Source organism: Agarivorans sp. Z349TD_8, assembly GCF_050870825.2.
In the GTDB taxonomy this organism is placed as follows: domain Bacteria; phylum Pseudomonadota; class Gammaproteobacteria; order Enterobacterales; family Celerinatantimonadaceae; genus Agarivorans.
In genome coordinates, this window is sequence record NZ_CP194037.2 from 3,350,156 (window position 1) to 3,375,696 (window position 25,541).

Sequence of the window (25,541 nt, forward strand, 5' to 3'; positions counted from 1 at the left end):
AAGAACCATGAAGCACAACATAATCGCGATTAATGCGGGTAGCTCAACCCTAAAGTTTCAACTTTATTCAATGCCAGAAGAGCGGATCATCGCCAAAGGCATGATTGATAAAATAGGCAAAGAAGATGCGCTATTTGTCATGGAATACCATCAACAAAAACTTGAAGCGAACAATATCCAACTCGACGATGCTCAACAAGCCATCGACTATTTACTGGAACAACTATTAAGTCTCAAAATATTGACCGGTTTAGATGACATTGATGGGGTTGGCCATCGAGTTGCGCATGGCGGAGACCATTTCAAGCAATCGGTACGTATCGATCAAGAAGTAATCGCAAAACTCACTGACTTATGTGAGCTAGCGCCGCTACATAATCCAGTAAACCTTGCTTTTATTAAAGCGATGCGCCTGCGTTTGCCCAATTGTAAACAAGTGGCAGTATTTGATACTTCCTTTCATCAAACCATGGCAAAACCGCAATACTTGTATGCGCTGCCTTATCGCTTCTACCAAGAAGACCAAATCCGCCGCTATGGTTTTCATGGCACCAGCCATCACTACGTGAGCCAAGAGTGTGCCAAACAACTGCAACGCCCAGTTGAGCAACTTAAAATTATCAGCTGTCATTTAGGTAGCGGCGCTAGCATTTGCGCCATCGAAAATGGTCAATCGGTAAATACTTCAATGGGCTTTACACCACTAGCGGGGCTTGCCATGGGGACGCGCTGCGGTGACATAGACCCGTCCATTCTGCTTTATATTGCTAAAAAGCATCAACTTAGTCTGGATGAGGTGAATCACATCATGAATAGTGAGTCCGGCTTATTAGGGATCTCTGGGGTGTCCAATGACTGTCGCAGCGTTCAACAAGCTGGGGCGCAGGGCAATCAACGCGCCCAGCTAGCCATCGATATTTTTGTACAGCGGATCCGTGATTTTATTGGGGCTTACATGATTCAGATGGGGGGCGTGGATGTGATCTTATTTACTGGTGGCATCGGCGAAAACTCGGCATCAATACGCCAAGCCGTGTGTCAAAACCTGCAAGCCCTCGGAATGAAGCTAGACCCAGAAAAAAATGCCAGTAGCCAACGCTTTATCCATCAGGCTGATTCAAAGGTTGCCTTAGCCGTGATCAATACCAATGAAGAACTGATGATGGCGCGACAAACCATGGCCTTATAAGAACCTAAGATCTTAATACCAGCCAGCCTTTTGGGGCTGGCTGCCAACCTTCACACATCGCTTGAGAGTACGTTTGGCGCTCTGACTTTTTTGCTCACAAAACTTCAACAACAGCGTTTAGGTAAACAGGCATACCTTCCAGCGCCTTGGCATAGCGATAAATCGCAAAAATAACCATGGGGTTTTAGCCTGTTTTGATGAAAGCATGGCACTTACGACCCAACCGTCGATTCAGCTCCCAGACATTATCAGCACAGTCCACTAAGCCCTAGCAGATAGCTTTAGTGTCCTTTCACCAACTTGGACAAATAAGGCACATTTCTTAATTTATCTTGCCAAGGCAAGCCGTATCCAACCAGTAAATCATCATTTGGCATTTCATAAGCAAAATATTGCGGCACCGCGATAGTTTCTCGACCCGGTTTAACAAACAGCGTAGCGATGGATAAGGACTTCGCTTTATAGTGATCCGATAAATGCTGGATCAAGCGTTTCATGGTACCGCCAGATTCAATCGCATCATCGATAACAATTACATGCTTGCCTTCAATACGAATATTCTGATGATAAACAATTTTTGAGGCATTACTGCGATCACCGGGTGTATGCGGGCAAGAAATATAATCCATACTCAGCTCAAACATTAACTGCCGCACTAAATCAGCCGTAAATAAAATGCCGCCCGGAACAACGCTGATTATCACCGCATCTTGAAATTGAGCATTGAGTTTACTCGCCACAATTTTAACGCCGTCTTGGATCTGAGCCTCGTTTAATACCAACTCTCCAATATGTTCGCTTTTCATCTGAAGTACGCTCTCTGTTTTGTTAGACAGAACTGCAACAATAGCGTTAGGGTTTAGCCCTATGTTATACCGGTCTAACTCATTATCTGTTGATTATTACTGACCTAAATCAGCGCTAACTGGGTGATGTATCTTGTCATTAGAGCCACTAGTTACAGCACTTCATGCCTCGTTATCTACAGATTTATTCTGCGCAGCAAGTTGATCATATAATGGATCAGATTGCTATTACCTGAGTAAATTGCTGGGTAAATTCAAATCAGCATCATACAGAAGTAGCCCTCCCATTGATTTTGGAATTGAGTGAGCTATTGATTCGAGAACTTCGCAGGTAATCAATGGAATATGCTCACAGCTCAATCCTTTTGAGTCAATCAACTCAGCTAGAATAGCTTGATGCTCGTTAAATATGTTATGGAAATATACGCCTAATAGTAAAACGTGCTGGCAATAGTCTCTGTTAGATGCAAGTTTGCTAGCCTCGGCAAACCGTCGAGTAATATGCGCCAATCCATGCATACTGTCTTTATTATCATAGAAGTCTTTTACAGACTTTGAAGTGCAACTCGATCAAACATGATACTCCTATAAAATTAACGCTCAACGTCAGGTCATCACAAAGGAACAAAGAAAAAGCAGCCATGGTAAGCTGTATCCAAACCGCTCACTTAAGATTGTCTTATGCTAGGTATCGTTAATCTTTTAGCTACATTTTTATGAGAAATAAGCCATTATTTCAGCGGTTGTCATTTCTTTAGTTTCATTTGAAAAACAGTAGTAACTCGGCCGCATATCACTAAAGTACTGCATATCCATTTCCAGCCCTTCCAATTCAGAGAACAAACCTAGTGACATATTGTATTCACCAGTTTCTTTAAATTTGTAGAACAAGTGAGTACCACACTCAGTACAAAAACCCCGAGATGCCCAAGAGGACGACGCATACATTTTTACTTTATCTTCCCCTTCAATTTTAACTTTCGTACCGCACTTAACAGCAAAGAACGGAGCCCCACCCCAAGTTCGGCATGATTGGCAATGACACACCGTGAATTTAGGATTGATTTCCTCCGCGGTAATTTTTACAGCACCACAAAGACAGCTAGTTTCTGAATGCGACATTTTGATATCTCTAATCAACCAAAGAAAAGGCAGTAATATTAGCAGTAATATAAATAACCCACCATTTACGATGACTATATACGCAGCAGTGGCTCACTTTAAAACCAATCGCTCTGCTGCGAGATGTAGGACACCTCAACGTGTTATGTAGACAAAAATGCCACCCTAAAAATATCGCTCAAACTTTTGATCTGTTTTATAAGCGGGCATAAACACCTCATCTTATTTGAATGAGGTGTCTACTCAACCGGAGCTACGACCAAGTCCGAATTAGCCATTTGTTAGTTTTTTCTTAGATATCCGGGCGCTTTTTCGTGGTTCTCAAACCCCCCGTACTTGACCGAAGAGGGGTAATATTCTGCGGCAAACTGTATTTGTCCCGCGGTGGTTTCACCAGCGACATTTGCGATGAAAGCCAGCATTAAATCTGTGCCAGCGGAAACCCCCGCAGAAGACCAGACATTACCGTCTTGCACGTAGCGCTGTTCAACCACGGTAACATCACCAAGTGCCCGTAAACGTTCCAATGATTGCCAATGAGTGGTTGCCTTTTTGCCAGACAAAAGCCCCGCGGCATGCAGCACAAAAGATCCTGTGCAAACCGATAAAACCGCCTTGCAGTTCTTTGCTTGATTGGCAACGAAATCGATTAGCACCGGGTTATCAACTTCAGTTCGTGTACCTTCACCTCCAGGAATAAGTAAATAATCAAGCGGCGGGCAAGATGAAAATGAAGCATGTGGGTTGATCGACAAACCCTTTGCACAAGTAACGGGGTCAAGCGTTTCATTCACAATGATGCAATTTTCTGGACCGTTGGCATTTTTTCGCCACATCGTGAGCATTTCCCACGGTCCGACAAAATCGAGTTCTTCTACCTGATCAAATACAAGAATGCCAAAATTCATAATTATCTCCTATACATCTAGACATAATGCCCGCTCGAGGTGCTAGCCTCCATATTCGGGGGTTTAGTTTGAAGCCAGAGCCATGACTCGTGTGCAAACGACTAATCATGTAGGCAATCTGAACAACGATACCATGATTTTCATAGGCTTAGATACGCGCAAGAGCTTTATTCAAGTTGCCGAATGACTGAAGCATAGCAGTTCACAAGCTCAGATCTTCGACCGTGTTAAATCCAACAAGGCAGGGTTTTAGTCACTACGAAAGTGACGATCACCAGTTAGAAGCTGGGTATTATTTAGTTATATATGCACTTAGAGGGCTTGGTCGTTTTTCCAAACATGAGTTACGGGACTTTAATTAGATTTTTACGAAAAAAATAAATCATATCGGTGTTAAATTTTTTGTGGAAAGCGGCTCGGTCAAAATTTGGTTTGTCTATACAAAGCTCTGGTAATGTTTTAGCTAACTTGGGGGGACATGTGGTCAAAAAAGAGAAATGGCCTGCATTGGGAACAAGATGGAAAGTTGGCTTCATGGGCAGATTATGCGCGATAGCGGGAACATCTTTTGGGGACACACCATGCCCCCCTTCTTGAGATGCCCAGAGCTCGATTGGCTTAGTGATATGTTTCAAACTGTCTGATGTTACAAAGACATTGCTCAAAGGATCGGCAATCACATAAGCCATGATCCGAGGATCGCTGCTGGGGGGTAACATAGGCAATTGCTTTATGTTTGCATGGTCACACGTTGCGCCGGTCCTGTCGGAACATGGAATGAGCAGTTTCTCAAAATCAGGAGCCGCCCCTGCTAGGACAAGACCGGTATAACCACCACGTGAAAAGCCAAAAAAACCAATAGAATTTGGGTTTATTGATGCCACGTCTGGTGATGAGGTTAGCATGAAGTTAATGAGCCGTTTGACATCCATCGGGCGAGTAATCAAAGCTTTAAGATTATGAAATCTTGTTTTATTTGTAGATGTATCATCAGGATGGTTGAGTGACACCACTATAAAGCCTGCATTAGCGAGAGCTGTTGCTGTGTCATGATGGCTGAGGCTCGACCCGCCAAACCCATGTGAAATAATAATGAGAGGCAAGTGTTCTCCAGCAACGGGACAATCACGAACCCCAAGAAGAACAAACGGTCCGGCCAGTATTTCACCTGAGGCGCTAGAGCATGGTGACCATTGCACGGCGTTTATTGCAGGGCCTTTGTTATCAGCAGGAACTACTATTTTTTTTATACCAACGGAATGCGCGATGGATGCTGTAAAACAGAGTACAACAGCGAGGAGCATCATTGTAAATTGCATTGCTCTTTCCTAAAGACGATATCCAACCAAGCGAAGTATGGACATCCAAAAGAGCGAAGTATGGACATCCATGATAAAAACTATAGGACAGTAACAGTATTAGTGAAGTGAACACAACTGCAATCATTTAGTCCTCAGGCGTTAATCATGCTGATTGGTGGCTGAATTCAAGCGAAGCATGAGCAAGCGAAGCATGGACATCCATGATAAAAAACACAAAGACAGTAACAACGTTAATGAACTGAACACCACTGCAATCATTTAGTCCTCAGGCCGTTGTCATGCCAATTAACGGGTAAGTTTGCAAAAATGGCTCATTTCGATGATTTTTGAACCAATGCACGCCTCAGCAAGGCTGATGGAGAATGAATGGTTCGAAAGTAAGCTCGCACTTAAGTGCGATTTAGCAAACGTCTGCAGCAACTTAAACCGGCCGTTCGTTTGTGCCCCATATGCTGATGATATTGCCTGAGCAAGCTTTCTTGACCGACTGCCCCAGAAAAGTGCCGTTCACACGAAGTATGGACATCCATGATAAAAACTACAGGGACAGTAACAGCGTTAGTGAAGTGAACACCACTGCAATCATTTAGTCCTCAGGCTATTGTCATGCCGATTAATGGGTAAATTCACAGTAGGTGACTCAGTTTGGTGATTTCTGGGCCAATGTGCGCCTCAGCAAGGTATCACCACCGATACAATACTGATGATTAAGACATAGTTCGAAAGTAAGCTCGCGCTTAAGCGCGGTTTAGCAAACGTTTGCTGCAACTTAAACCGGCCGTTCGTTGACAAGCGAAGTATGGACAAGCACGAAGTATGGACATCCATGATAAAAATAATAAGACAATAAAACCGTTTGTAAATTAATTCCACCGTAATTATTTAGTCCTCAGGCGATTGTCATGCCGATTAACGGCTAAATTCACACTAGGTGGCTCAGTTTGGTGATTTCTGGGCCAATGTGCGTCTCAGCAAGGCAAGGTATCCCCCCATACAAGGCTGATGATTGAGGGTGGTTCGAAAGTAAGCTCGCGCTTAAGCGCGGTTTAGCAAACGTTTGCTGCAACTTAAACCGGCCGTTCGTTGATGCCCCATATGCCGATGATATTGTCTGAGCAAGCGCTCTTGACCAACAGCCCCAGAAAAGTGCCGTTCAAACTCACCGCTTAAAGTCAGCCACTGCGCTTCATTTATCCCTAAGCGTTGGATGATGGAACTTTCTCCACTGTCGATGTAACCCCGTTTATCTTCTCTTACCATGCGTCCGGTCATATCGACTAACTCAAGGTAGTCTTTCAGCTCAAAGGGTAAGCCTTGGGGCATCGGCTCTCTTGGGTTACCCACAAAGGGAAACAGGTTTGTTGCCTGGGCTTGTTTTAGCTGAGCTGCTTTTGCTCGTCGCTGTACGCTGGTATGGGCCGAGTCCTCTGGTGTACTTGCCATCTTGGCTCTGATGGGGTTTAAGTCTACGTAAGCCATACACGCCATGAGGGCGGCTTCATCCAAAAGCGCTTGGGATTTAAAGCGTCCTTCCCAAAATCGACCGGTACATTGGTCTTCTTGATTGGCGGCTCGCGCAATGTGTTCGTTTAAATGGCGCATAAACCAGCTTAAGTCATACAGGCGAGTCCGATACACTTCGGCGGTGGCGCGAATGGCTTGTAGTTGCACCTCACTCAACTGCGGACGTAACTCAAGGTTGAGATACATCTGAGTCAGTAAGGTGCCCTGATGCAAGCTATGCCAACGCGCTAACACTTCATCCATTGACCAGGCTTCTGCTTGCGGCTGATTAACATGTAGCACGAGGTGGGTATGATTACTCATGACAGCATAAGCACAAACATCAATGGCGAACACCGACGCTAATTTGAGCAGATAATCCTCGACCCACTGGCGGCGGTGCTCATAGCTTTTACCGGTTTGTTGGTCTTCGCCACACAGAAACGCCCGTCGAACACAACGCGAAACACAATGATAGTAGAGTGTATCCGATAAGCTCACCTGCGAGCGTCTTGGCCGAGGCATAATAATAACTCCCCAAATAAACCACTATTGATATTTTAGACTATTAAAAGCGTTTCGTTAGTTGAGGTGGGTGTCATGATTATTCCATAGTTATTAATATTCGTTTCGATTCTCTTGCAACAAGGTAATCCCTTGATTCACCCAATGAAGAAGTTGCTTGATGGCTTTCGATAAAATCTGGTTTTGCCGAACAATGTAACCTAGCTCTGTCGTAGGAAAATCAGCTAAAGGTGTGACTAATGACTTGAGATAACGCGGCGTTGACAGTGCAAACTCTGGAACAATAGCCACTCCGAACCCCGCTTCTGCCCAATCAATTTGCGCATCTACGCTGCCAACCTCCATCACTCTATAATTAGTTAGATTGAGCGTAGGTAATGCGTTATCAATGAGATCTCTGGTACGGGTATCATGACCGAGCAAGATCAAGGTTAACTCTTTGTCTTGCTCTGTATCTCGTTCAAACCCAAAACCTAATGCAACCCACTTTACCTGCTGTAATTCAACAAAATGCAATGGTTGCGTCTGTTTTTGGGAGATAACAAACCCTAGGTCAGCCTCAGCATTTCTAACAAGTTCAGAAGCTTGCGATGACGTGGTATTTAATAACACGATATCGATTCCTGGGTACTCACCTTTAAACAACTTAAACGCTTCAATGAGTAACATACGAGAGATAATGTCGCTGGCCGCGATAGTAATCGTACCTTTATTCAGATCATTGAGAGCATTAAGATCAGCTTGGCAAACCTGTAATTCTTGTAGCGTTCTTTGGCTACTTTCAAGTAAGCGTTCACCCGCTTGAGTTAAGTGGAATGGGCTACGTTCAATGAGCTTAACGCTAGTAGCTTGCTCTAATTGTTTAAGGTGTAAACTGACATTTGGTTGAGTCATATGCAATGCAATTGCAGCTTTGCCAAAATGCTTGCATTCCGCCAACGTAACAAAAGTTTTAAGCCAATGGATATCCAGCATCGTTTCACCTTTTATGTGGGCTAAGCTAAGCGATATGAATATTAATCATATGAAATTATTATCAAGTTAATCACTATAATTAATTTCTCTTATTAGATCGACAAGTTTAAGATGATTTCACAATCAAATCGGAGATATATTATGTCGTCTATTGTCGTTGTGGGTGCCAATTGGGGAGATGAAGGTAAAGGCCGTATTGTTGACTTTTTAGCATCAGATGCTTCTGCCAGTATTCGTTTTCAAGGTGGCAATAATGCCGGACATACCGTTGTTAATGACTTCGGCACGTTCAAACTGCACCAGCTGCCAAGCGGAATTTTCAATCCGAACTGTATTGCTGTTCTTGGCCCTGGCATGGTGATTAGCCCAGCGGCACTAACTGAAGAGATTGAAGAAGTTAAGGCAACGGGAGTGGATGTGAATTTGTGTATCTCCGATCGTGCTACCTTGTGTCTACCTCTACATGCACTTGAAGATACATTAGAAGAACAAAGACTCGGTGATGCAGCCTACGGCTCTACTCGTCAGGGTATTGCACCGGCTTACGGCGATCGTGTAATGAAGAAAGGCATTTTAGTTGGTTGGTTGAATCAGCCAGACGTACTAGAGCAGCGAATTCAATTTATGCTAGATTGGAAAATTCCTCAGTTAAAAGCCTTATACCCAGATTGCGATTACTCGCAAAGTGCAGCAGAACTTACGGCATGGTTATTAGACATAACGAAATCTTGGCGTCCATTTATTTGTAACGTCACCGAGCCTCTTAAAGCACTGCAAGCAACCAAAGCACAGCTATTATTTGAAGCTCAATTGGGTGCTGGCCGTGATCTCGTTTATGGGGAGTACCCTTGGACAACGTCATCAAATGTGACCGCTGCCTATGCCGGTATTGGCAGTGGTTTACCAGCATTGAGGCCAGAGCGTGTTATCGCTGTCGCTAAGTCGTTTAGTTCATCAGTGGGTACAGGAACCTTAGTTACAGCGATGGAAGAACAAGATAACTTCCGAGAAAGTTCGAATGAGTACGGTGCGGTTACAGGCCGCCCACGAGATATGGGGTACTTTGATGCGGTGGCGACTCGAAATGGGGTTGAACTGCAAGCCGCAACTGAGATTGCATTAACTAAAATAGACTGCTTAAGCGGTATGAAGGACCTTAGAATCTGTATTGCTTACAATGGCGAACACAGTGAAAATCCAATTTGGCCTCAAACTGCAGAGCTGCAACCTGTTTATGAAAAAATGCAGGGATGGGATGAAGATATCACCGCTTGCCGTACTTTCGAGAGCCTTCCTCAAAGCGCGCAGGATTATATAACTCGCATCGAGGCGTTAATGGGAGTTCCGATCGTCATGGTTTCGGTTGGACCAGAACGAGAGCAAATGATCGTTCGTAGATAACGGTTTATTTAGCTAAGCCATTCAATAAAAATCTAAGCTAGAACTAGCTATAGTAGCTTAGATTTTTATCTTCTTAGTATTACGACGACTTTAAAACACACTTCTGAATATAAATGAGTTTGGACAGGAACAAATACCGCTAGTTAACGATGGGTGTCTTAGATATAGCACTAATAGCCGTGCACAAACGGTAATCCTCCCATTATTAACCGCATTTATTCGTAGAATTCATGCTGCCGTTTTTAGTGGTGGGAACCCTCCATTTGCAAGGTGTGGTCGTTGATGATTGTAGAACCATAACCATTGGGTCGCCCGATCTTGAACCTCTTCAAGTGTGTCAAACAAATACTTACTCACTAAGCCAAACCTCATAGTACGGTTGAACCTTTCTATATACGCGTTTTGTTGTGGGTTCCCTGGCTGAATATAATCGATTCGAATGTCGTGGTTGTTGGCCCATTTAATAAACGCATGGCTAATGAACTCAGGACCATTGTCGCAGCGGATCGCAACAGGTTTGGTTCGTTGTTCGATGAGCTGCTCTAAGATCCGAGTGACTCGTACTGTGGGCATTGAAAAATCAGGTTCTGACGCCAGACCTTCACGTTTGTAATCATCTATCACATTGAATAAACGGTACTTCCGGCCATCAGATAGCTGATCATGCATAAAGTCCACGGACCAAACTTGGTTTGTTTTAATCGGCTCTTTAAGAGGCTCTGGCGTATGGCGATTCAGGCGTCGTTTTGGCCTAATACGTAAGTTTAGAGCCAATTCGCAGTAGATCCGATAAACCCGCTTATGGTTCCATGTATACCCTTTAACGTTCCGCAAATGGTGAAAACACAGGCCAAAGCCCCAGTCAGAGCAGTCTTCACTGTTGCACAGCGTTACTAACTCTTGAGCTATCAACTCATTCTCAGGTTGAAGCTTCGATTTATAGCGATAGCAGGTCTCGCTGATCCCAAACCAATAGCATGCACTTTTAATGCTGATGTGATAGTTCGCCACCGAACGCTGAGCCATCAATCGACGCTCACAGGGCTTCACCACTTTTTTGCCATCGCCTCTGAGATCACCTCTGCTTTAAGGCGTTCTTCCGCATACATCTTTTTAAGCCGTCGATTTTCATCTTCGAGTTCTTTCATCCGCGCCATAAGGGATGCGTCCATACCACCGTATTTCGAACGCCACTTGTAAAAGGTTGCGTTGCTCATTCCATGCTCACGACAGAGCTCAGGAACAGGTGTACCAGCCTCAGCCTGCTTGAGAATAGATAAGATCTGACTGTCCGTGTAACGTGACTTTTTCATGTTGAATCTCCTGTATTTACTATACGAGAAAATTCTACTTTTGCATGGGATTAATTTTCGGGGGGATTACCAAACTATCAAGCAGTTAAAGATAGTTTTGTCTGGGGATGTCTAATGAATTCTTTATTCTAATCAAATTTTGATTTGATTAAGGCTGCTAATCGAATCACACATGTAGATGAAATCGCACTCCGGTTGGATGTTGTTCAAGTTGATTTCCGCGTAATTTACACACATATAGAAATGATTCATCAGCAAATTGTCTACTGAATGTGTAAACGAGGGGTTGCAACCTGATTGCACTTTGCCTGCGATTTACGCCAAACAGAGCCAGATGCAAGAGCTGATTCTTACAACGATGCTGATTGGCGATGAGCAATGCCGAAACCCAAAGCCGACAACGCCATTGCCGCAGACTTACCAAAAAAGCCAATCGCAACACCCACTTTAAAACAACTGAATTATCTTGGCTGGCAGCTAACGCCCGCTTACAGTGGTGAGCAATGCAATACGATGCTTCCACATACCACCTAAATCACTAAAATCAACGCATGACAAAAATGCCACGCGCTACAGAATCCGTCTTAAAGCGCTTGTTAGCTATAGCCCCAACAGTTGCCACTGACCAACAAACTTACCTTCTAAGTCTTCAAACTTTCGCATAGTGCTATCTTTTCGAGGTGAGCCATCTTTTTTGGTTCCGGATAACCAATTTTGATGACCAACTTTGATTGTTTTAGCCACATGCTCACTCGGTACTACATGATATATAGGAGGCTGATCTGATAATGGTTTGAGCGATACAAAAATGTAAAAATGATTAGCAGAATAGAAGTCTTCAGATTTCCTATTTACTACCCACTTAGCAGAACCATCACTATTTGTTTTTACTTGGACTGTGATTGACTTTGAAGCATTCGAGTTACTCGCCACAATATCAATGCCTCGGCTATTCCTAAGTGTAATTGACGCTATATAACCTCTACGACTCAGTTCGGCAGCAACGTAATACTCTCCTGTAACTCCAACTAAATTAGACTCTAACTTTTCCATCTTACCTCAAATTTTCCTCGCTATAGCTAACGCCTCAAACACCGGCTTGGTGAAGTTGGCGGCTTTTTTGCGCAAGCGAAAAAGGTGACAGCTTTACCAAGTCCGCATGCTTTGACTTAGGAGTATTTTAACTCTTCAGCGCACCTAACCACTCATCAATTATCGGAAGTAAGTATTTTAGTTTGATTTCTTTATTGTTGGACAATGCATACAGGAAGTTTGAAAGTTGATAATGACTAGTTTCTGCGACAGTGGCAACATGTCTTCTTACTTTGGGGTTGGGGTTATTTAATGTATCTAGATCTTTCCACCACTCCGCTTCATGCTTCCAATAATTAGCAGCTGAATCTATTGCCTTAATATAAGAAATGCCTGATTTATGACGAGGACCTAACTTATAAGCTTTATCTTTATCTATACCTGAAAAAGTTGCCGCTTCGGCTAGATATTGTTGAGCTGCGACTAAACCAACACCAACATAATATTCAGACTGGTCGAATAATCCATCTGTATCGGGATCGTTTGATTTATCGATTGCACATTCTATTTCAGTTAGCTTTACATCAAGAATCTCGTAAAGCTCATCCAACCTAGACAAACATTTTAATAGACTCATTATGAATGATGCACTCCATGTTGCGTATGCGCATAACGCCGTGCTCTGCGGCAAATTTGGAGCGCAGCGGAAAATTTGTCCGGTAGCAGCACTTTGTGTACGCCCAGCATGGGCATGAACTAATGAGGTGAAAGTCCTCTGTAGGAAGGTCACCGTTTAATAACACTTTGATTATTAAACGCTAACTACTAGCGAATGGCAAGGGCATAACTGCGAGGGAATGTCTGAAGGAAGCCGGACGCAAACCTGCGAGCTGATGAACTAGAACATCATATGAGGCGTAGGCTGGAGGCGAGTTGGCACAAGACAACGAAGCCATGTGATCTAACGGCCACCGTAAATGATGCAGCAGTGCAGAGACAGTGCATGTTCTTATCTGGGGAGATCTGCTTAACTTGCGATCGTTTAACTCACTAGCTTGGCCGCTAGTTCAACAGGCCCGGCACTTAAGCCTCATCAACTTAAGTGAGCAAACTCGATGAACAACGATAGCGCTAGTTGGGGCAACTCAATTGGTGATTAAGTAGAAGTCAGCAGACGGCATAGTAGCCCAACGCCCATCGTAATGGTTGGGACATGGTGAAGGCCTGAACCTGAAAATCAATGAGGAGCCTGTGCAGCTCATTGTCTCCGTATCCGACCGGACTGAGGAGTCATGGCGCAAAAACAGAAGCCATCATTGGAATGCAAAGGAGCTAATCGGCCGTTGTATTTTAACCGTTTTCAGGAAACGCCCTGTGCGGAGCCGCATGCAGGGTGTTGTGGGGGCTGGAGGTTAGATACCTCCGGCTACCCGATTAGCCACGTTCGTGTCTTTGTGCTATATCAACGCATGCATCATGTGTGAACAAGTCCGTACAGTGAATCATTGAATATTCATCTAATTGATGAACAAATAATCTCGCATTGTCTGTTGGATCTCTGGAAATTTGAAACATATCGTCATCCTCATCAACGATGAAGCTCAAGTCGGTCCGCTCAACAATTTCGTCTTTCAAACCCGCATGTCGATAACGAACGGACTCAAGGTAAACCACTCCACCACTATGTGTAATCTTGATTGAGTGAAAATCAGGTTTTAGATAACTTGGGTATTTTTTCTTAAGATCAGGAAGAATCTCCACACCTCCGTCCGCTCCTACACGAGGAACAATAAACCCAGCAGACTCTTCCATTAAGCCTCGAATGGCTTCTCTAATAGGAATCTGAAAAAACTCTCTGTTTGGCTTATAACGATACTCATCGAATCTTTTGTGAAGTCGTTTTTCAATTAACTCACAATCTGTAAGAAGCTCATCGTAAATAACTATAAAATCGTCTGGAACTCCTGTTCCTCTCAACCCCTTTGTACGTTCATTAGGTGATTTCTTGGTTAATCCGATTTTTACTAGCCCCTGCATTGCTGGGTTGATCATCACATAAACAAAACCTGTACTCATACTATTCCCTGGCTAACGCTAAGTAGGCCGCACGTGCGGTCTATCCCATTCAATGAGCGCGCGTCCTATCACAAAAAACATGATCTTCATCACGTTCGCTCATCAATTTATGATTTGACATTAACCCATTGTCTACCTTAGTTTTTTACTCGGAATCAATCAATCGTCGATCCATTTCTATCATTGATTACTTTGACGAATGACGCAAACGAAACTAAAACACTGTGCAAATACGGCTCTTCACCGTTCTTGGTGGAAAGTCATATCAAGCCCTCCAAAGTGAAATAAAATAGCTCGCTTAAAGCGTTCTTTATTTCTAAAACCCATCGAACGTATTTTTAGGCGCTGAATGTTTCCATTTATCGCTTCTGCCAAGCCATTTGATACCTTATAACGCATCGCATTGATGATGCCCTTTAAGTGCGTTTTCACGGTTTCTGCTGCTGTCATCATCGGCCTGATTTGACTGACCTTTATGAGTGCCAACCAATCATTCCAAGCCGCTTTGGCGTTACCTGCATGGCCATACCAAATGGCCCTTGCTTGCTCTTTGAATATCCAGCTCAAGCCTGTGTTTTGCATCATCTTGGCCAGCGCATTCACTCTTTCTCTCAATGTCCCATGTAGGTGGCTGTTTCGTTTTAACCATCCATACCGTGTTTGGTGGCACTCTCTTTTTAAATGCTGGGGCAACGCCATGAGTTCGCTTTTTCTCACTTCATTCACCGCTTTAGTGAGCACCTTTGCGATATGAAAATGGTCTATGGCTATCATTTGCTTAGCCCGCTCACCGAAGTAGTCATATGCTGCGTTTATATATGCTCTGCTCATGTCCATCGATATGGAACGTGTAACCATTGTTGACTCAGGGGGCAATGCCTTAAAGCAAGCTGATAAGCTCAGGCCTGTTCGACCGTCTTCAACCGATATCACCTGACCATCACGATTGGATAATACCGTGACATAGTCATGGCCTTTCTTAAATGCCGTTTCATCGACCAACAGGTCTTGGTAGTTGATGGTGGTTCTGGCTGTCAGACCGCGTTGAACGGCTCGTGCCATAATACGGTCGATGGCTCCCCAGCTAAGCCGATAGGTTTTACTCACCGCGTATCATGAACTGACTTTAAGCATCTCTATAACGCGAGCCTCAAACAGCTCTGTGTAGCGACTATGACTGGTAGCCCAAGGCACTTGAAGTGTTTGTACCCCATGCTCTGGGCAATCAGCCCTAGGTACTTCAGCCTCAATGCGCGTTTCAAACTGACAGGTATCTAAGTGTCGCCAAGCCCGCCGCCGAGTATCGTGTCGACGAACAGCCTTACCGCAAGAGGGGCAAGCCGTTAATGAAGCTCGGTCATAGTCAACGCGTACGGTGATGGTTTGGGTTGACTCATTGAGTTCAACAGATGAAACAGCCCAAGGATGAGTTAATCCAAGAATGGATTGATAAAGCGTCGTGTCTTGCATAGTCGCGAGGTATTAATGAACGTTTACTTATTATCTCGCTCATTAATGTTTGTTGAAAGTGTTTCCACTACATTCGGTGAAGAGCCATATAATCACAGTATAAAGGTCGACATATGAGCCCATCATATCTCGCGTTTATCGAGGATAAAAATACGTTTAATACGCTTTAGAGAAACAACAATTCGAAGGGACTTAGCATGGATATAGCGCTTTATTTTATTCAACCCAAAACGCCATCCCAAAGACATACACAACCGAGAAGTTGAGCGTTTTTTGAGCGAGCTCGCTAACCAAAGGGAGCTCGCACCACAAAGTCAGGCCCTTGCCTTAAATGCACTGGTATTTTTGAGCCTGTCATTTGCCAGCCAGCTATTGCAAAGCCCATCTATAGCAACGCCCATCTATTGCAACGAGGCTCCGACATTAGAACCATTCAAGCGCAACTGGGGCGTAGCGATATCCGACCCACCCAAATCTATACTCATCTATTAAATACCGGGTCGATGACCTCGCTAGCCCCTGAGACTCGATTTAAATCGGCTTTAGCTCAAATGAAAACGAGCGCAGTCCCGTATGACTGCGCCGATGCGATGCCAACAAACTAAGCCGGTTTATTTGCCAGTCGCCACTGCCGCGGTAAAATGCGCTGCCACCTTACAAATGCGCTGCCGCCTTACAGCTCGCTTGACGCCAACGGCTGCTAAACCACGAGCTCCAAAACTTTCGCGGATGTAAGATAAAACCCTGTTGCAAACTTAGCCCTGACTCGATCCCAATATCGCCTCGCACAGCACTATTGGGCTGGCTCAGGACCCAATCTTCACTAACCACTTGCTCGCCAGCTTTCAAGCGCTCAGATACCGCTTTACTGTAAACCACCAAGCGGATCGGCTTGGCTTTGGCAATCTCGATCCCCTGACCATCAAAGCCACCCGCAATCACTGGAAATGATGGGATCACGCACACTTCGCCGGGCTCGCCTTTGGCCACATAGATCCCTTTGCCACTGATCCCATGCAAGTACAACAACTGTCCTTCGCTGGCATTTTCAACATAAACCACACCCTGTGCGCCAGCAGGAATGCTTAGCAAGTCGACTTCTTTCGCCACAATAAAGGGAATATGCGTTAATAAATAAATCAAGCTGAATAGCAACGATAAGTTCACTCCAACATTCATCAATTTGTGATTCATAAATGGCTCCCTTGTAACGGAAATTGATCAAATGCATGGCGACCCGGTAATCCGGGCTGGGCCAAAAGAAACAATAGCAACAAGGGCCCAACCAGCGGAATCACCATCAATAACAAGTACCATCCCGAACGCCCAGTATCATGTAAACGTCGAACAGTTAGCGCAAGCATCGGGAGAAAACAGCTCAAACTATACACAATATCGACCCAAGCGGGCGTCACTCCAGTGAGCTCCAAAATCAGTACGCTTAGCCCCACCAACAGGTTTACCGCAAAAAACATCCAAAATGCTTCTCTGGAACTTCGCCCACTAAACACCAACGCATATTTCCATGCTTGCCAATACCATTTCATGATTCATTCTCCACAATTAAACGCTAAGCGATACGCAGCAAATGTGCTGCTAAACCACCCTAGAATGCGGTAATTGGGGGAATGAAGCGTCCTAGAACAGGTTCGAGGACGCCCTAAAACGGGTTTAAGGACGCGGGGCGCTTCTCCCCACCGCTGAAGCTAGGTATGCTTGCCTAATGAAAATGACAACTTAGCCTTGAAAGGAAAATGGAATTGTTATGTTGGCTATCCCCTTACCCATGGTGGTATCTCTGTTATTGGTGATGCTGGCGCTGAGCCTGATGGTGCAAAACCCCGAGCAAGCAAAAAATGGTGGCTTATTTTTACTGCTGTGTGCTTTAACCACCGCGGTGGTTGGCTTACGTTGGACAGTTGATGCGACGATTTTGCATTTCCTAGCCCCCATTTTGGCGTCTTTGATCCCGGTTGCCGCTTGGTATTGTTTTAGCAAAGCCCATCACGCCAAAGGTTTATCACGATTACATGCCTTGGGCCCAATACTGGTGACCCTCGCCTGGTTTATTCATAGCTGGCTCCCCCTATTAGATATCGCCTTAACCACACTTTACCTGGCTTATGGGCTTGCATTGCTGCGAAGCTCCCTAGCCAAGGATGAACTGCCGGAACAAGTACAATTATCGGCGATTGAATGGGCAAGAAAGTCAGAGCGCATCGCCGGGCTGATGTTGTTATTTTCGGCGATGATCGATACCAGTATTTCCTTAGATTTTGCCTGGTACCAAGGACAACATGCTCGCTATATTCTGAGCCTTGGGCACGCATTTTTGTTACCGATGCTGTCGTTGGCGGTGGTTTTTGTGAGCCTGAGTACCCGCGCCAGTGACCAGCAAACTGGTGCAGCAGTGCTTAAGCCCAGCGATTTGCAAAGCGCGGCTAAAGACCAAAACGCGCCTCCCTTAAGCCAGCAACAAGCCCAGCAAATAGTGCAACAGCTCGATCAACTGATGCTAAATAAACAAGCCTTTCTCGACCCCGATTTAACCCTTGATCGCTTATCTCGTAAACTGGGGATCCCGGCGCGAAAAATATCGATTGCAGTAAATCAAATATACGGCCGCAACGTGTCCAAGGTGGTTAACGAATACCGTATCACCCAAGCCAAAAACTTAATGGCGAATAGCCATGACACCCTCACTCAAATTTACCTGAATGCCGGTTTTCAAACTAAATCTAACTTTAATCGTGAATTTAAACGGGTGACTGGCCAAAGCCCCAGTCAGTTTCGAGACTCACTCAATCACGCCAAGCCTTAAACCGCTAGTTTCCAAGTCCCCCGCCAAGCTTAACTTTGGGCACCGTGCTTAACAGTGCCAGTGCTTCGCCATCTGGCCGAGCCCCAGTTAAGCCGGTTTATCCAGCGCAAAACTAAATTGGGTTCCCTCACCTAAACAAGAATCAACGGTAATGCTGGCGTGATGCAATTGCACAATCCGCTTCGCAATGGCCAGACCCAGGCCACCGTGAGCGCTGCGATCCTGAGTTCGGTTTTCCGCCCGATAATGGGCATCAAAAATATACGGTAGATCATCGGCGGGAATGCCTGAGCCGGTGTCACTCACCACAATATTGAGTTTGTGTGGCTCTTGGTGTTGCTGAATGCGCACGCTAATTCGATCGCCGATACTGCAATGACGAATGGCGTTTTCCAGCAGGTTAGTAAATACTCGCTCGATCCGTTGAATATCGGCGTTTACCATTAACGATGGGTCCTGGGGCTCTACCTGCATCAGCAGCTGCTTGGCTTGCGCAGCTAAATGTAATTTTTGCATCACATCTTGCGCCAATTCGGCAATCGCCACCGGCTCTTGATTGAGCGTCGCCGATTCGCTGTCCAGATGGGCAAGTTCAAACAGCTGCTCCACCAAGGCACTGGTTTTACGGGCACTACTCAGTGCTACCTGAATCAACTTTTCGCCTTCGTCGATGCTTAAATCGCGATGTTTCAATTGCCAGGTTTCTAGGTAACCCTGCAAGGATGCCAGCGGCGTTCTTAAATCATGCGATACATAAGAGACTAACTCACGGCGCAATTGGTCGGTATCCTTCACCTTTTGATATTGACCTTGAATGGTGGTGGCCATATGACTAAAGGCCGCACCCAGCTTTTGCACCTCGTCGTGGGAGTTATTTTGCCAATGCTCGGCAATGTTGGCGTTTTTCTCTAAACCCTCTTGTTGGAATTGATCGATATCTTTGGCGAGGCGACGCAATGGCTTGGTGAGCAGCCCAAATACCAACACCACCACCAACAAACTAAAGCCCAAAATGAAAAACAAACCAAGCAGGCTGAGCTTCATAATATGACTACTTTGTAAAAGCTCAGCCACACTGTCGTAGATCTCGCCACCAATAATGATATATAGGTAAGCTTTTAGCCCGCTTGCATCGCGTATTTCTGCCGCCGAAAATATTTTACTCCGGCTGTTAGAACGAGGATCTTGACCAACAATTGGCACCACATGCCCCCCTTGGATGAAAGCCCGGATCGGGCTTAAGTCAATTTGGGTGCGTTTAATTTTTTGCGGGTCGGCTGAATAAGTCAGCACCTTACCTTGCGGATCCAGAATATAAAATTCGAAACTTGGCCCCAGGATCATCATCGAATGAAAAGCTGCCTCAATCGCCTTGGAATCGAGCTGACCATCTTGAAACAACTGTTGATCGTTCACCAGGTATTCAGCCAACTTTAGGTGTAACTTCTGCTCGATTTCATTTTGATACTGTTGTGAGCTTTGATGGGCCAAGCCAAGCAGCAAGATCCCCGCCAAGATAAAACAAGCCACAACCGCCAACACTAATTTGCTATAGAAAGAGCTGAGCAAGCTAAACATCATTAAATTTATACCCCACGCCCCATACGGTGAGAACATACTGAGGATGAGAGGGATCGCTTTCCAACTTTGTGCGCAAGCGATTGATGTGCGAATTCACCGTGTGCTCATAGCCGCTGTGTTGATAACCCCACACTTCATCTAATAATTGAGTGCGGCTAAACACTAAACCCGGCGATTTAGCCAGATAATAAAGCAAGTCAAACTCGGTGGAAGTAAGCTCCACCACTTGCTGAGCCACCGATACCTGACGCCGCGCCACGTCGATGCTTAAGTCTTGGTGCTGCATTAACTGCGGTTCGGGGTGATTCTGCGATTGCTGCAACAGGTCAACTCGGCGCAGCATCGCCTTCACCCGCGCCTGTAACTCACGCACACTAAAAGGTTTGGTAAGATAGTCATCGGCTCCCATCTCTAAACCCACCACCCGATCGGCTTCAGAATCCCGTGCGGTCAGCATTAATATCGGGGTATTAATCTGTCGAGCCCGCAATTGCTGGCAAATATCCAGGCCATTCATCCCCGGCAACATCAGATCTAATACAATTAAATCGAAGGCTTGTTGGCTGGCCTGGATAAAACCTTGGCCCCCATGATCACAACTTTCCACCTGATACAGCAGGTCACCGAGGTTCATAACGATTAAATTATTGATATCGTGGTCATCTTCAATCACCAAGATCCGTGCTGACATAAATGCTCCATAGCAGCTTAAATAGGTACGTCCGCAAAGTTGCGGACGTACCCATGGGGGCTTAATCGATGCGAGTGATCACCACCCGCCCGACCTGATTCGATAAACGATGTTGGGGCATTAATACCGATGCTGCATCGTCTGCTTGAGTCACTAGACCGGGATGACGGGAAACTTTATTCATCACATCGTCACGAATTGCCGAAAATCCCTCACCGCCGTCGGCTGGACCGGGAATGGTGCCAGCCGCTTCGCTATTGGCTTCGGTGCCAGCATCATAGGCGGGCAAAGGATAAGTCAGGGTTTCACCCACCATCACCTTGGAGATATCCAAAGCATTCAATCCGCTAAAGGCATCATTGCTGTTCACCAACATACTTGCCAATGACAAGCGCATATCGTGGCGCGCCGCTGCAGTAATCATCAAACTATCTGTGTCGCCGGGGCCAACCGCCCCAGCGCCAAGCATGGCCACATCCTTGCCATTAAACATCGCTACTAAAGCACTTGCATCGCCTCCTTCAGCCAAGGTTTCTAAAGCCAAACTTGCCGGTGCACCAATGCTCCACAGCTGTATCGCGCTATCGTGGATCGCTAACATAACTGGCGATAAAGCCTGCGCTGCGGTATCGTTGTATATGGTAACTTGATAACTTTGCATCGCAGCGCTGCTGCTTACATCGTCAGTGCCGCAGGCGCTTAAGCCTGCTGCCAGCAGCCCGATGGTCAAGGCTCGCTGAGTAAATTTTAAGATAGCCATCATTGCTCCTTACTTCACGGTAACCTGTACTTTAGCTACTGGGTTTAACCAGCGATGAATACGGCTATCTACATCACTGATGCCGCCGCTGGCATCACTATCGCCCACATTACCGGGGTGAATATGAATATTGCTGTTGCTAGAAACAGTCGTCACGCCGCTAGCCCCCGTTCCGCCATGCATTCCCGGATCGGCCGGAATTCCCGGAGTCCCCGGTGCGCCGCCGCCATTAATGATTTCATCGTTAGCTTCGGTTCCCGCATCATAAGCGTTCATATAAAAGGTATAGGTTCCCGCTTCGCTGGGAATTTGCCAGCTGTCGATGCCAACAAAACCATCATTGGTCGGCAACATCATCGCCACAATGCTCAACTGAGTATTGGCACCTGTATCCATATCGCTCAGCATGGCTTGGCTAGTTGGCGCTAATAAACCGCTGGCCGGATTTTGCACCGATACCGCAGCAATACCATCGGCAATGCTAACTAAGCCGGAAATATCTCCGCCTTCGGCCATCGCTTGCAGTGCACTTGAAGCCGCTTGACCCACCTCAAACAGATGGCTATCGGCAGCGTGTGCGGTCACGAGTAATGGGGTGAAGTAAATGCCTTGTGTTAGGTTAGTAATTTTTACATCGAGCATTGCGGCGTGGCTTAAGCTGCTTACCGCAAGCAGTGGCAGTGCCAATAAAGATGACTTGAGATCCATGATTCGCTCCTTTTGTGGTCCTAAATTAACAGTCGCACTCAGCTTAAACAGCAGCTATCCCAAGCAGCTCACGAACTTATCACGTTTTTATCACAGGCCATAAAATCCTTATTTAACAATCAATTAAAGATAAAAGTAATTGACTCACCTCACTTAAAACCTACCCTCTGCCCAATATTAGTCACGCTCAACGCTTCATTAGGCGTTTCGTTAATCGCTTGATGCGCTAACAGAGCTGCACCGAAGTGCAACATTTGCCCTCAAAATGTGCAATTCGTCATACAAACCAAGCTAAAAATCTCCGCGAGCGACCGTTTCCGTCTCATCAACACCGAATTAAGCCCTTGTAATCTATTACGAATTAAAATTTTAAATGGATATTTTGGTGACTGGCTCAGTTGTTGCAAAACCAAACCCACAAGATTCAATCGTTTCAACTTTATTTCAATACACTCGCAAAGGAAGCACTATGTTTAAAATTAAATCTCTACTCGCTGGCGCCGCAATTGCGCTTAGCATGTTCAGCTCAACTTTGGTTCAAGCCAATCAGCTTGACACTTTAACCCAGCGCGGCGTACTAAAAGTGGCGGTTCCACAAGATTTTCCGCCATTTGGCTCGGTAGGTAGTGACCTGCAACCTCAGGGCTATGATATCGATATGGCCAGTTATCTTGCGAAAGAACTGGGGGTGAAATTAGAGCTTGTGCCCGTCACCAGCGCGAACCGCATTCCTTACTTACAAACGCGTAAAGTTGATTTGGTTATTTCGAGTCTGGGTAAAAACCCAGAACGCCAAAAAGCCATCGACTTTAGTGATGCTTATGCGCCATTTTTCTTGGGTGTATTTGGTAGCGAAGACGTGAAAGTGACCAGCGCCGCTGATCTCGCTGGAAAAACCATTGGGGTAACCCGAGGTGCAGTAGAGGATATTGAACTAAGCAAGTTAGTCGATAGCTCGACCACCATTAAGCGCTTTGAAGATAATAACACCACCTTATCGGCCTACTTATCCGGTCAAGTGGAGCTAATCGCTACCGGTAACCTAGTGGCTACCGAAATTGCCAAACGCGTCCCAGATCGTAAACCGATGACCAAATTCATGCTGAAGAATTCGCCTTGTTATGTGGGTGTAATGAAGGGTGAAGACGCCTTAGTTGCCAAGGTGAACAGCCTGATAGCCAAAGCTAAAAGCCAAGGTGAACTAGAAAAACTATCACTAACTTGGTTTAAAACCTCCCTTCCTGCAGGCCTTTAAATCGGAGAGACTAATGAGCTACCAGCTGGATTTTGCGGGCCTAGTGCCCTATTTACCGGAGTTAAGCAAAGGTTTACTCACCACCGCCGAGCTCACCTTATATTCCACTGTTGCCGGTATTTTACTTGGCACCGCTGGGGCTGCTGGCCGTGTGAGTCAGAAACCTTGGCTGCGGTGGCTCATTAGCAGCTACGTTGAAGTAATTCGTAATACTCCATTTATTGTGCAGTTGTTTTTTATTTTCTTTGGTTTGCCCGCACTGGGTTTTAAGCTGAGTGCTTGGCAAGCGGGTTGTTTAGCGATGGTGATCAACCTGGGTGCCTACCTGACCGAAATTATTCGAGCAGGCATAGAAGCCACTCCCAAAGGTCAGTGGGAAGCTGGTAAAACGCTCGGGCTAAGCCATTGGCAAATTTTTAGCCGGGTAGTCTTACCAACGGCTTTTCAACGGATTTATCCGGCGCTGGTCAGCCAATGCATCATTGTGATGTTGGGATCGGCTGTGGTGTCGCAAATCTCGGTTGAAGAACTCACTTTTTCTGCCAACTTTATTCAGTCTCGAAACTTTTTAAGCTTCGAATCGTATTTGGTCACCGCACTGATCTATTTGCTGCTAGCTATTGCAATGCGTCAGTTATTCGAACTCGGTGCTCGACGCATGTTCAAAAACCCAAGCTTATAGGAAGCCCAATAATGACGCAATTTACCGATTGGGACATTTTACGTAACTTATTATTGGCAGCACGCTGGACCCTTTTATTATCGCTAATCGCCTTTGCCAGCGGTGGTTTAGTGGCCCTGCTGCTTACCTTTATGCGGGTCAGCCGTAACCCAGTATTGGGGGCAATTGTAAGAGGCTACGTAGAACTCTTTCAAGGGACGCCTCTGCTGATGCAGTTATTCCTGATCTTTTTTGGTTTGTCCCTAGTCGGGGTCGATGTGAACGCTTGGACGGCGGCCATTATTGGCTTAACCCTGTTTACCAGCGCCTTTTTATGCGAAATATGGCGTGGTTGTATTGAGTCGCTCAACAAAGGTCAGTGGGAAGCGGCTCGCACCCTGGGTTTAAGCTTCTTACAAACCATGCGCTATATTATTCTACCGCAAGCGCTCAAGGTGGCCGTGGCGCCAACCGTTGGCTTCTCGGTACAAGTGGTTAAGGGCACCGCCCTCACTTCCATTATCGGCTTTGTTGAACTGACCAAAGCAGGCACCATGCTGAACAATGCCACCTTTCAACCCTTTAAGGTATTTGCCTTAGTCGCCGCCCTATATTTCCTACTGTGTTTTCCACTGTCGCTGTACAGCAAGTATCTGGAGAAAAAACTCAATGTCGCTGGTTAGTATTGAAAAAATTCATAAATATTACGGTCAACACCACGTTTTAAAAGGCGTCGACTTAAAAGTGAAGGCCGGAGAGGTCATTTCGATCATCGGTCGTAGTGGCTCTGGTAAAAGCACACTATTGCGCTGTATTAATGGCTTGGAGCCTTTTCAAGGTGGCGCTATTATTGTCGACAAACAAGCCGTGGGCGATGATGAAAGACAGCTGCGTTTACTGAGTCGTAGTGTGGGCATGGTGTTCCAAAACTTTAATTTATTCCCCCATATGACTACCGGGGAAAACATCATGTTAGCGCCGAAATTGGTATTAAAGAAAAATGAGGCCGAATGCCGCGCCCTGGCCGAGTCGGTATTAGCCAAAGTTGGCCTGGCCGATAAGTTTGACCAATACCCCACCAGCATGTCGGGTGGTCAGCAACAACGTGTGGCAATTGCCCGCTCGCTGGCAATGTCGCCCAAGGTGCTGTTGTGTGATGAGATCACCTCAGCGCTTGACCCGGAGCTGGTCGGAGAAGTTCTCAAAGTGCTGGAGCAGCTCGCCGCCGAGGGCATGACCCTTATTTTGGTGACCCACGAAATGAACTTTGCCCGTGATGTGGGTGATAGAGTGGTATTTATGCACCAAGGCAAAGTATGGGAAACAGGCGAGAGTAAGGCCGTTTTTGCCAATCCTCAGACCAGCGAATTACAAAGCTTTATTTCGGCGGTGCTGTAATCGCATCAAGCCATAGCGAAACCA

At 45.7% G+C, this 25,541-nt stretch carries 25 protein-coding genes and 1 pseudogene; 9 read left to right on the forward strand and 17 right to left on the reverse strand.

The annotated features are described in order from the left end of the window. Window positions 1-7 precede the first annotated feature (7 nt). The gene (locus ACRRS1_RS15100; protein ID WP_432463607.1) at window positions 8-1,189 is read left to right on the forward strand and encodes an acetate/propionate family kinase; all 1,182 of its coding nucleotides are present in this window, start codon (window positions 8-10) and stop codon (window positions 1,187-1,189) included. Window positions 1,190-1,470: 281 nt separating this feature from the next. Here the strand turns inward: ACRRS1_RS15100 and ACRRS1_RS15105 are convergent, their stop codons facing one another. From ACRRS1_RS15105 to ACRRS1_RS15130, 6 genes are all read right to left on the reverse strand, one after another. Continuing rightward, window positions 1,471-1,995, reverse strand: coding sequence for a phosphoribosyltransferase (locus ACRRS1_RS15105; protein ID WP_432463608.1), 525 nt, complete (start codon window positions 1,993-1,995; stop codon window positions 1,471-1,473). Between the two features lie 714 nt (window positions 1,996-2,709). Then, a complete protein-coding gene (locus ACRRS1_RS15110; RefSeq protein WP_432452361.1) occupies window positions 2,710-3,117 on the reverse strand; it encodes a GFA family protein in 408 nt (135 codons plus the stop codon). Between the two features lie 281 nt (window positions 3,118-3,398). Then, window positions 3,399-4,025 carry a DJ-1/PfpI family protein gene (locus tag ACRRS1_RS15115; RefSeq protein WP_432463609.1) on the reverse strand — a complete coding sequence of 209 codons (627 nt, stop codon included), beginning with the start codon at window positions 4,023-4,025 and terminating at the stop codon, window positions 3,399-3,401. Between the two features lie 344 nt (window positions 4,026-4,369). Then, window positions 4,370-5,344, reverse strand: a complete 975-nt coding sequence (locus ACRRS1_RS15120; RefSeq protein WP_432467466.1) for an alpha/beta hydrolase family protein — start codon at window positions 5,342-5,344, stop codon at window positions 4,370-4,372. Window positions 5,345-6,382: 1,038 nt separating this feature from the next. Beyond that, window positions 6,383-7,375, reverse strand: coding sequence for a transposase (locus tag ACRRS1_RS15125; protein ID WP_432467465.1), 993 nt, complete (start codon window positions 7,373-7,375; stop codon window positions 6,383-6,385). Window positions 7,376-7,468: 93 nt separating this feature from the next. Continuing rightward, a complete protein-coding gene (locus tag ACRRS1_RS15130) occupies window positions 7,469-8,350 on the reverse strand; it encodes a LysR family transcriptional regulator (RefSeq protein ID WP_432467464.1) in 882 nt (293 codons plus the stop codon). A 141-nt stretch (window positions 8,351-8,491) separates the two neighbouring features. Here ACRRS1_RS15130 and ACRRS1_RS15135 point away from each other — a divergent pair, with 141 nt between their 5' ends. Further along, entirely contained in the window at window positions 8,492-9,751 is a 1,260-nt protein-coding gene (locus tag ACRRS1_RS15135) for an adenylosuccinate synthase (RefSeq protein ID WP_432463612.1), read from the forward strand. 228 nt (window positions 9,752-9,979) lie between these two features. Here the strand turns inward: ACRRS1_RS15135 and ACRRS1_RS15140 are convergent. Next, a protein-coding gene (locus tag ACRRS1_RS15140; protein ID WP_432462919.1) for an IS3 family transposase occupies window positions 9,980-11,064 on the reverse strand; the annotation gives its coding sequence in 2 pieces (ribosomal slippage) (window positions 9,980-10,815 and window positions 10,815-11,064; 1,086 coding nt in all). Window positions 11,065-11,442: 378 nt separating this feature from the next. Here ACRRS1_RS15140 and ACRRS1_RS15145 point away from each other — a divergent pair. Next, entirely contained in the window at window positions 11,443-11,598 is a 156-nt protein-coding gene (locus tag ACRRS1_RS15145; RefSeq protein ID WP_432467463.1) for a hypothetical protein, read from the forward strand. A 66-nt stretch (window positions 11,599-11,664) separates the two neighbouring features. Here ACRRS1_RS15145 and ACRRS1_RS15150 read toward each other — a convergent pair whose 3' ends face one another. The 4 genes and pseudogenes from ACRRS1_RS15150 to ACRRS1_RS15165 form a co-directional block, all read right to left on the reverse strand. Then, window positions 11,665-12,117: a hypothetical protein gene (locus ACRRS1_RS15150; protein ID WP_432467462.1), complete on the reverse strand. Its 453-nt coding sequence runs from the start codon at window positions 12,115-12,117 to the stop codon at window positions 11,665-11,667. Between the two features lie 127 nt (window positions 12,118-12,244). Beyond that, complete coding sequence (locus ACRRS1_RS15155; RefSeq protein ID WP_432467461.1) at window positions 12,245-12,733, reverse strand: hypothetical protein; 489 nt, start codon at window positions 12,731-12,733, stop codon at window positions 12,245-12,247. Window positions 12,734-13,530: 797 nt separating this feature from the next. After that, window positions 13,531-14,172 (reverse strand): GIY-YIG nuclease family protein, encoded by a 642-nt coding sequence (locus ACRRS1_RS15160; protein WP_345857423.1) that lies wholly within the window; start codon window positions 14,170-14,172, stop codon window positions 13,531-13,533. Window positions 14,173-14,412: 240 nt separating this feature from the next. Further along, window positions 14,413-15,642: pseudogene (locus ACRRS1_RS15165) on the reverse strand (ISL3 family transposase). 246 nt (window positions 15,643-15,888) lie between these two features. Between ACRRS1_RS15165 and ACRRS1_RS15170 the strand changes: the two are divergent. Further along, complete coding sequence (locus tag ACRRS1_RS15170; RefSeq protein ID WP_439036016.1) at window positions 15,889-16,134, forward strand: phage integrase N-terminal SAM-like domain-containing protein; 246 nt, start codon at window positions 15,889-15,891, stop codon at window positions 16,132-16,134. A 162-nt stretch (window positions 16,135-16,296) separates the two neighbouring features. Here ACRRS1_RS15170 and ACRRS1_RS15175 read toward each other — a convergent pair whose 3' ends face one another. Next, window positions 16,297-16,836, reverse strand: coding sequence for a hypothetical protein (locus tag ACRRS1_RS15175; protein WP_432467460.1), 540 nt, complete (start codon window positions 16,834-16,836; stop codon window positions 16,297-16,299). Further along, a complete protein-coding gene (locus ACRRS1_RS15180; RefSeq protein ID WP_432452348.1) occupies window positions 16,833-17,189 on the reverse strand; it encodes a DUF805 domain-containing protein in 357 nt (118 codons plus the stop codon). Before ACRRS1_RS15180 ends, ACRRS1_RS15175 begins: the two co-directional genes overlap by 4 nt. Window positions 17,190-17,407: 218 nt before the next feature. On the opposite strand from ACRRS1_RS15180, the gene ACRRS1_RS15185 reads away from it, so the two are divergent. Further along, a complete protein-coding gene (locus tag ACRRS1_RS15185; RefSeq protein ID WP_432463617.1) occupies window positions 17,408-18,463 on the forward strand; it encodes a helix-turn-helix domain-containing protein in 1,056 nt (351 codons plus the stop codon). 87 nt (window positions 18,464-18,550) lie between these two features. On the opposite strand, the gene ACRRS1_RS15190 is transcribed toward ACRRS1_RS15185, so the two are convergent. The 4 genes from ACRRS1_RS15190 to ACRRS1_RS15205 form a co-directional block, all read right to left on the reverse strand. After that, window positions 18,551-20,044 (reverse strand): sensor histidine kinase, encoded by a 1,494-nt coding sequence (locus ACRRS1_RS15190; protein ID WP_432467459.1) that lies wholly within the window; start codon window positions 20,042-20,044, stop codon window positions 18,551-18,553. Then, on the reverse strand, window positions 20,034-20,735 hold the full coding sequence (locus tag ACRRS1_RS15195) for a response regulator transcription factor (RefSeq protein WP_432467457.1): 702 nt from the start codon (window positions 20,733-20,735) through the stop codon (window positions 20,034-20,036). The genes ACRRS1_RS15190 and ACRRS1_RS15195 overlap by 11 nt, the downstream gene beginning before the upstream one ends. 61 nt (window positions 20,736-20,796) lie before the next feature. Continuing rightward, window positions 20,797-21,495 carry a spondin domain-containing protein gene (locus ACRRS1_RS15200; RefSeq protein ID WP_439035998.1) on the reverse strand — a complete coding sequence of 233 codons (699 nt, stop codon included), beginning with the start codon at window positions 21,493-21,495 and terminating at the stop codon, window positions 20,797-20,799. Between the two features lie 9 nt (window positions 21,496-21,504). Next, window positions 21,505-22,203: a spondin domain-containing protein gene (locus tag ACRRS1_RS15205; RefSeq protein ID WP_432459795.1), complete on the reverse strand. Its 699-nt coding sequence runs from the start codon at window positions 22,201-22,203 to the stop codon at window positions 21,505-21,507. A 469-nt stretch (window positions 22,204-22,672) separates the two neighbouring features. Here ACRRS1_RS15205 and ACRRS1_RS15210 point away from each other — a divergent pair, with 469 nt between their 5' ends. Genes ACRRS1_RS15210 through ACRRS1_RS15225 form a run of 4 tightly spaced genes read left to right on the forward strand, consistent with a single transcriptional unit; the run spans window position 22,673 to window position 25,517 of the window. Further along, a complete protein-coding gene (locus tag ACRRS1_RS15210; protein WP_432452342.1) occupies window positions 22,673-23,458 on the forward strand; it encodes a transporter substrate-binding domain-containing protein in 786 nt (261 codons plus the stop codon). 13 nt (window positions 23,459-23,471) lie between these two features. Next, window positions 23,472-24,140, forward strand: a complete 669-nt coding sequence (locus ACRRS1_RS15215) for an amino acid ABC transporter permease (protein ID WP_432452341.1) — start codon at window positions 23,472-23,474, stop codon at window positions 24,138-24,140. A gap of 11 nt (window positions 24,141-24,151) precedes the next feature. Continuing rightward, window positions 24,152-24,802 (forward strand): amino acid ABC transporter permease, encoded by a 651-nt coding sequence (locus ACRRS1_RS15220; RefSeq protein WP_432452340.1) that lies wholly within the window; start codon window positions 24,152-24,154, stop codon window positions 24,800-24,802. Then, on the forward strand, window positions 24,795-25,517 hold the full coding sequence (locus ACRRS1_RS15225; RefSeq protein WP_432468976.1) for an amino acid ABC transporter ATP-binding protein: 723 nt from the start codon (window positions 24,795-24,797) through the stop codon (window positions 25,515-25,517). Before ACRRS1_RS15220 ends, ACRRS1_RS15225 begins: the two co-directional genes overlap by 8 nt. Window positions 25,518-25,541: the final 24 nt, after the last annotated feature.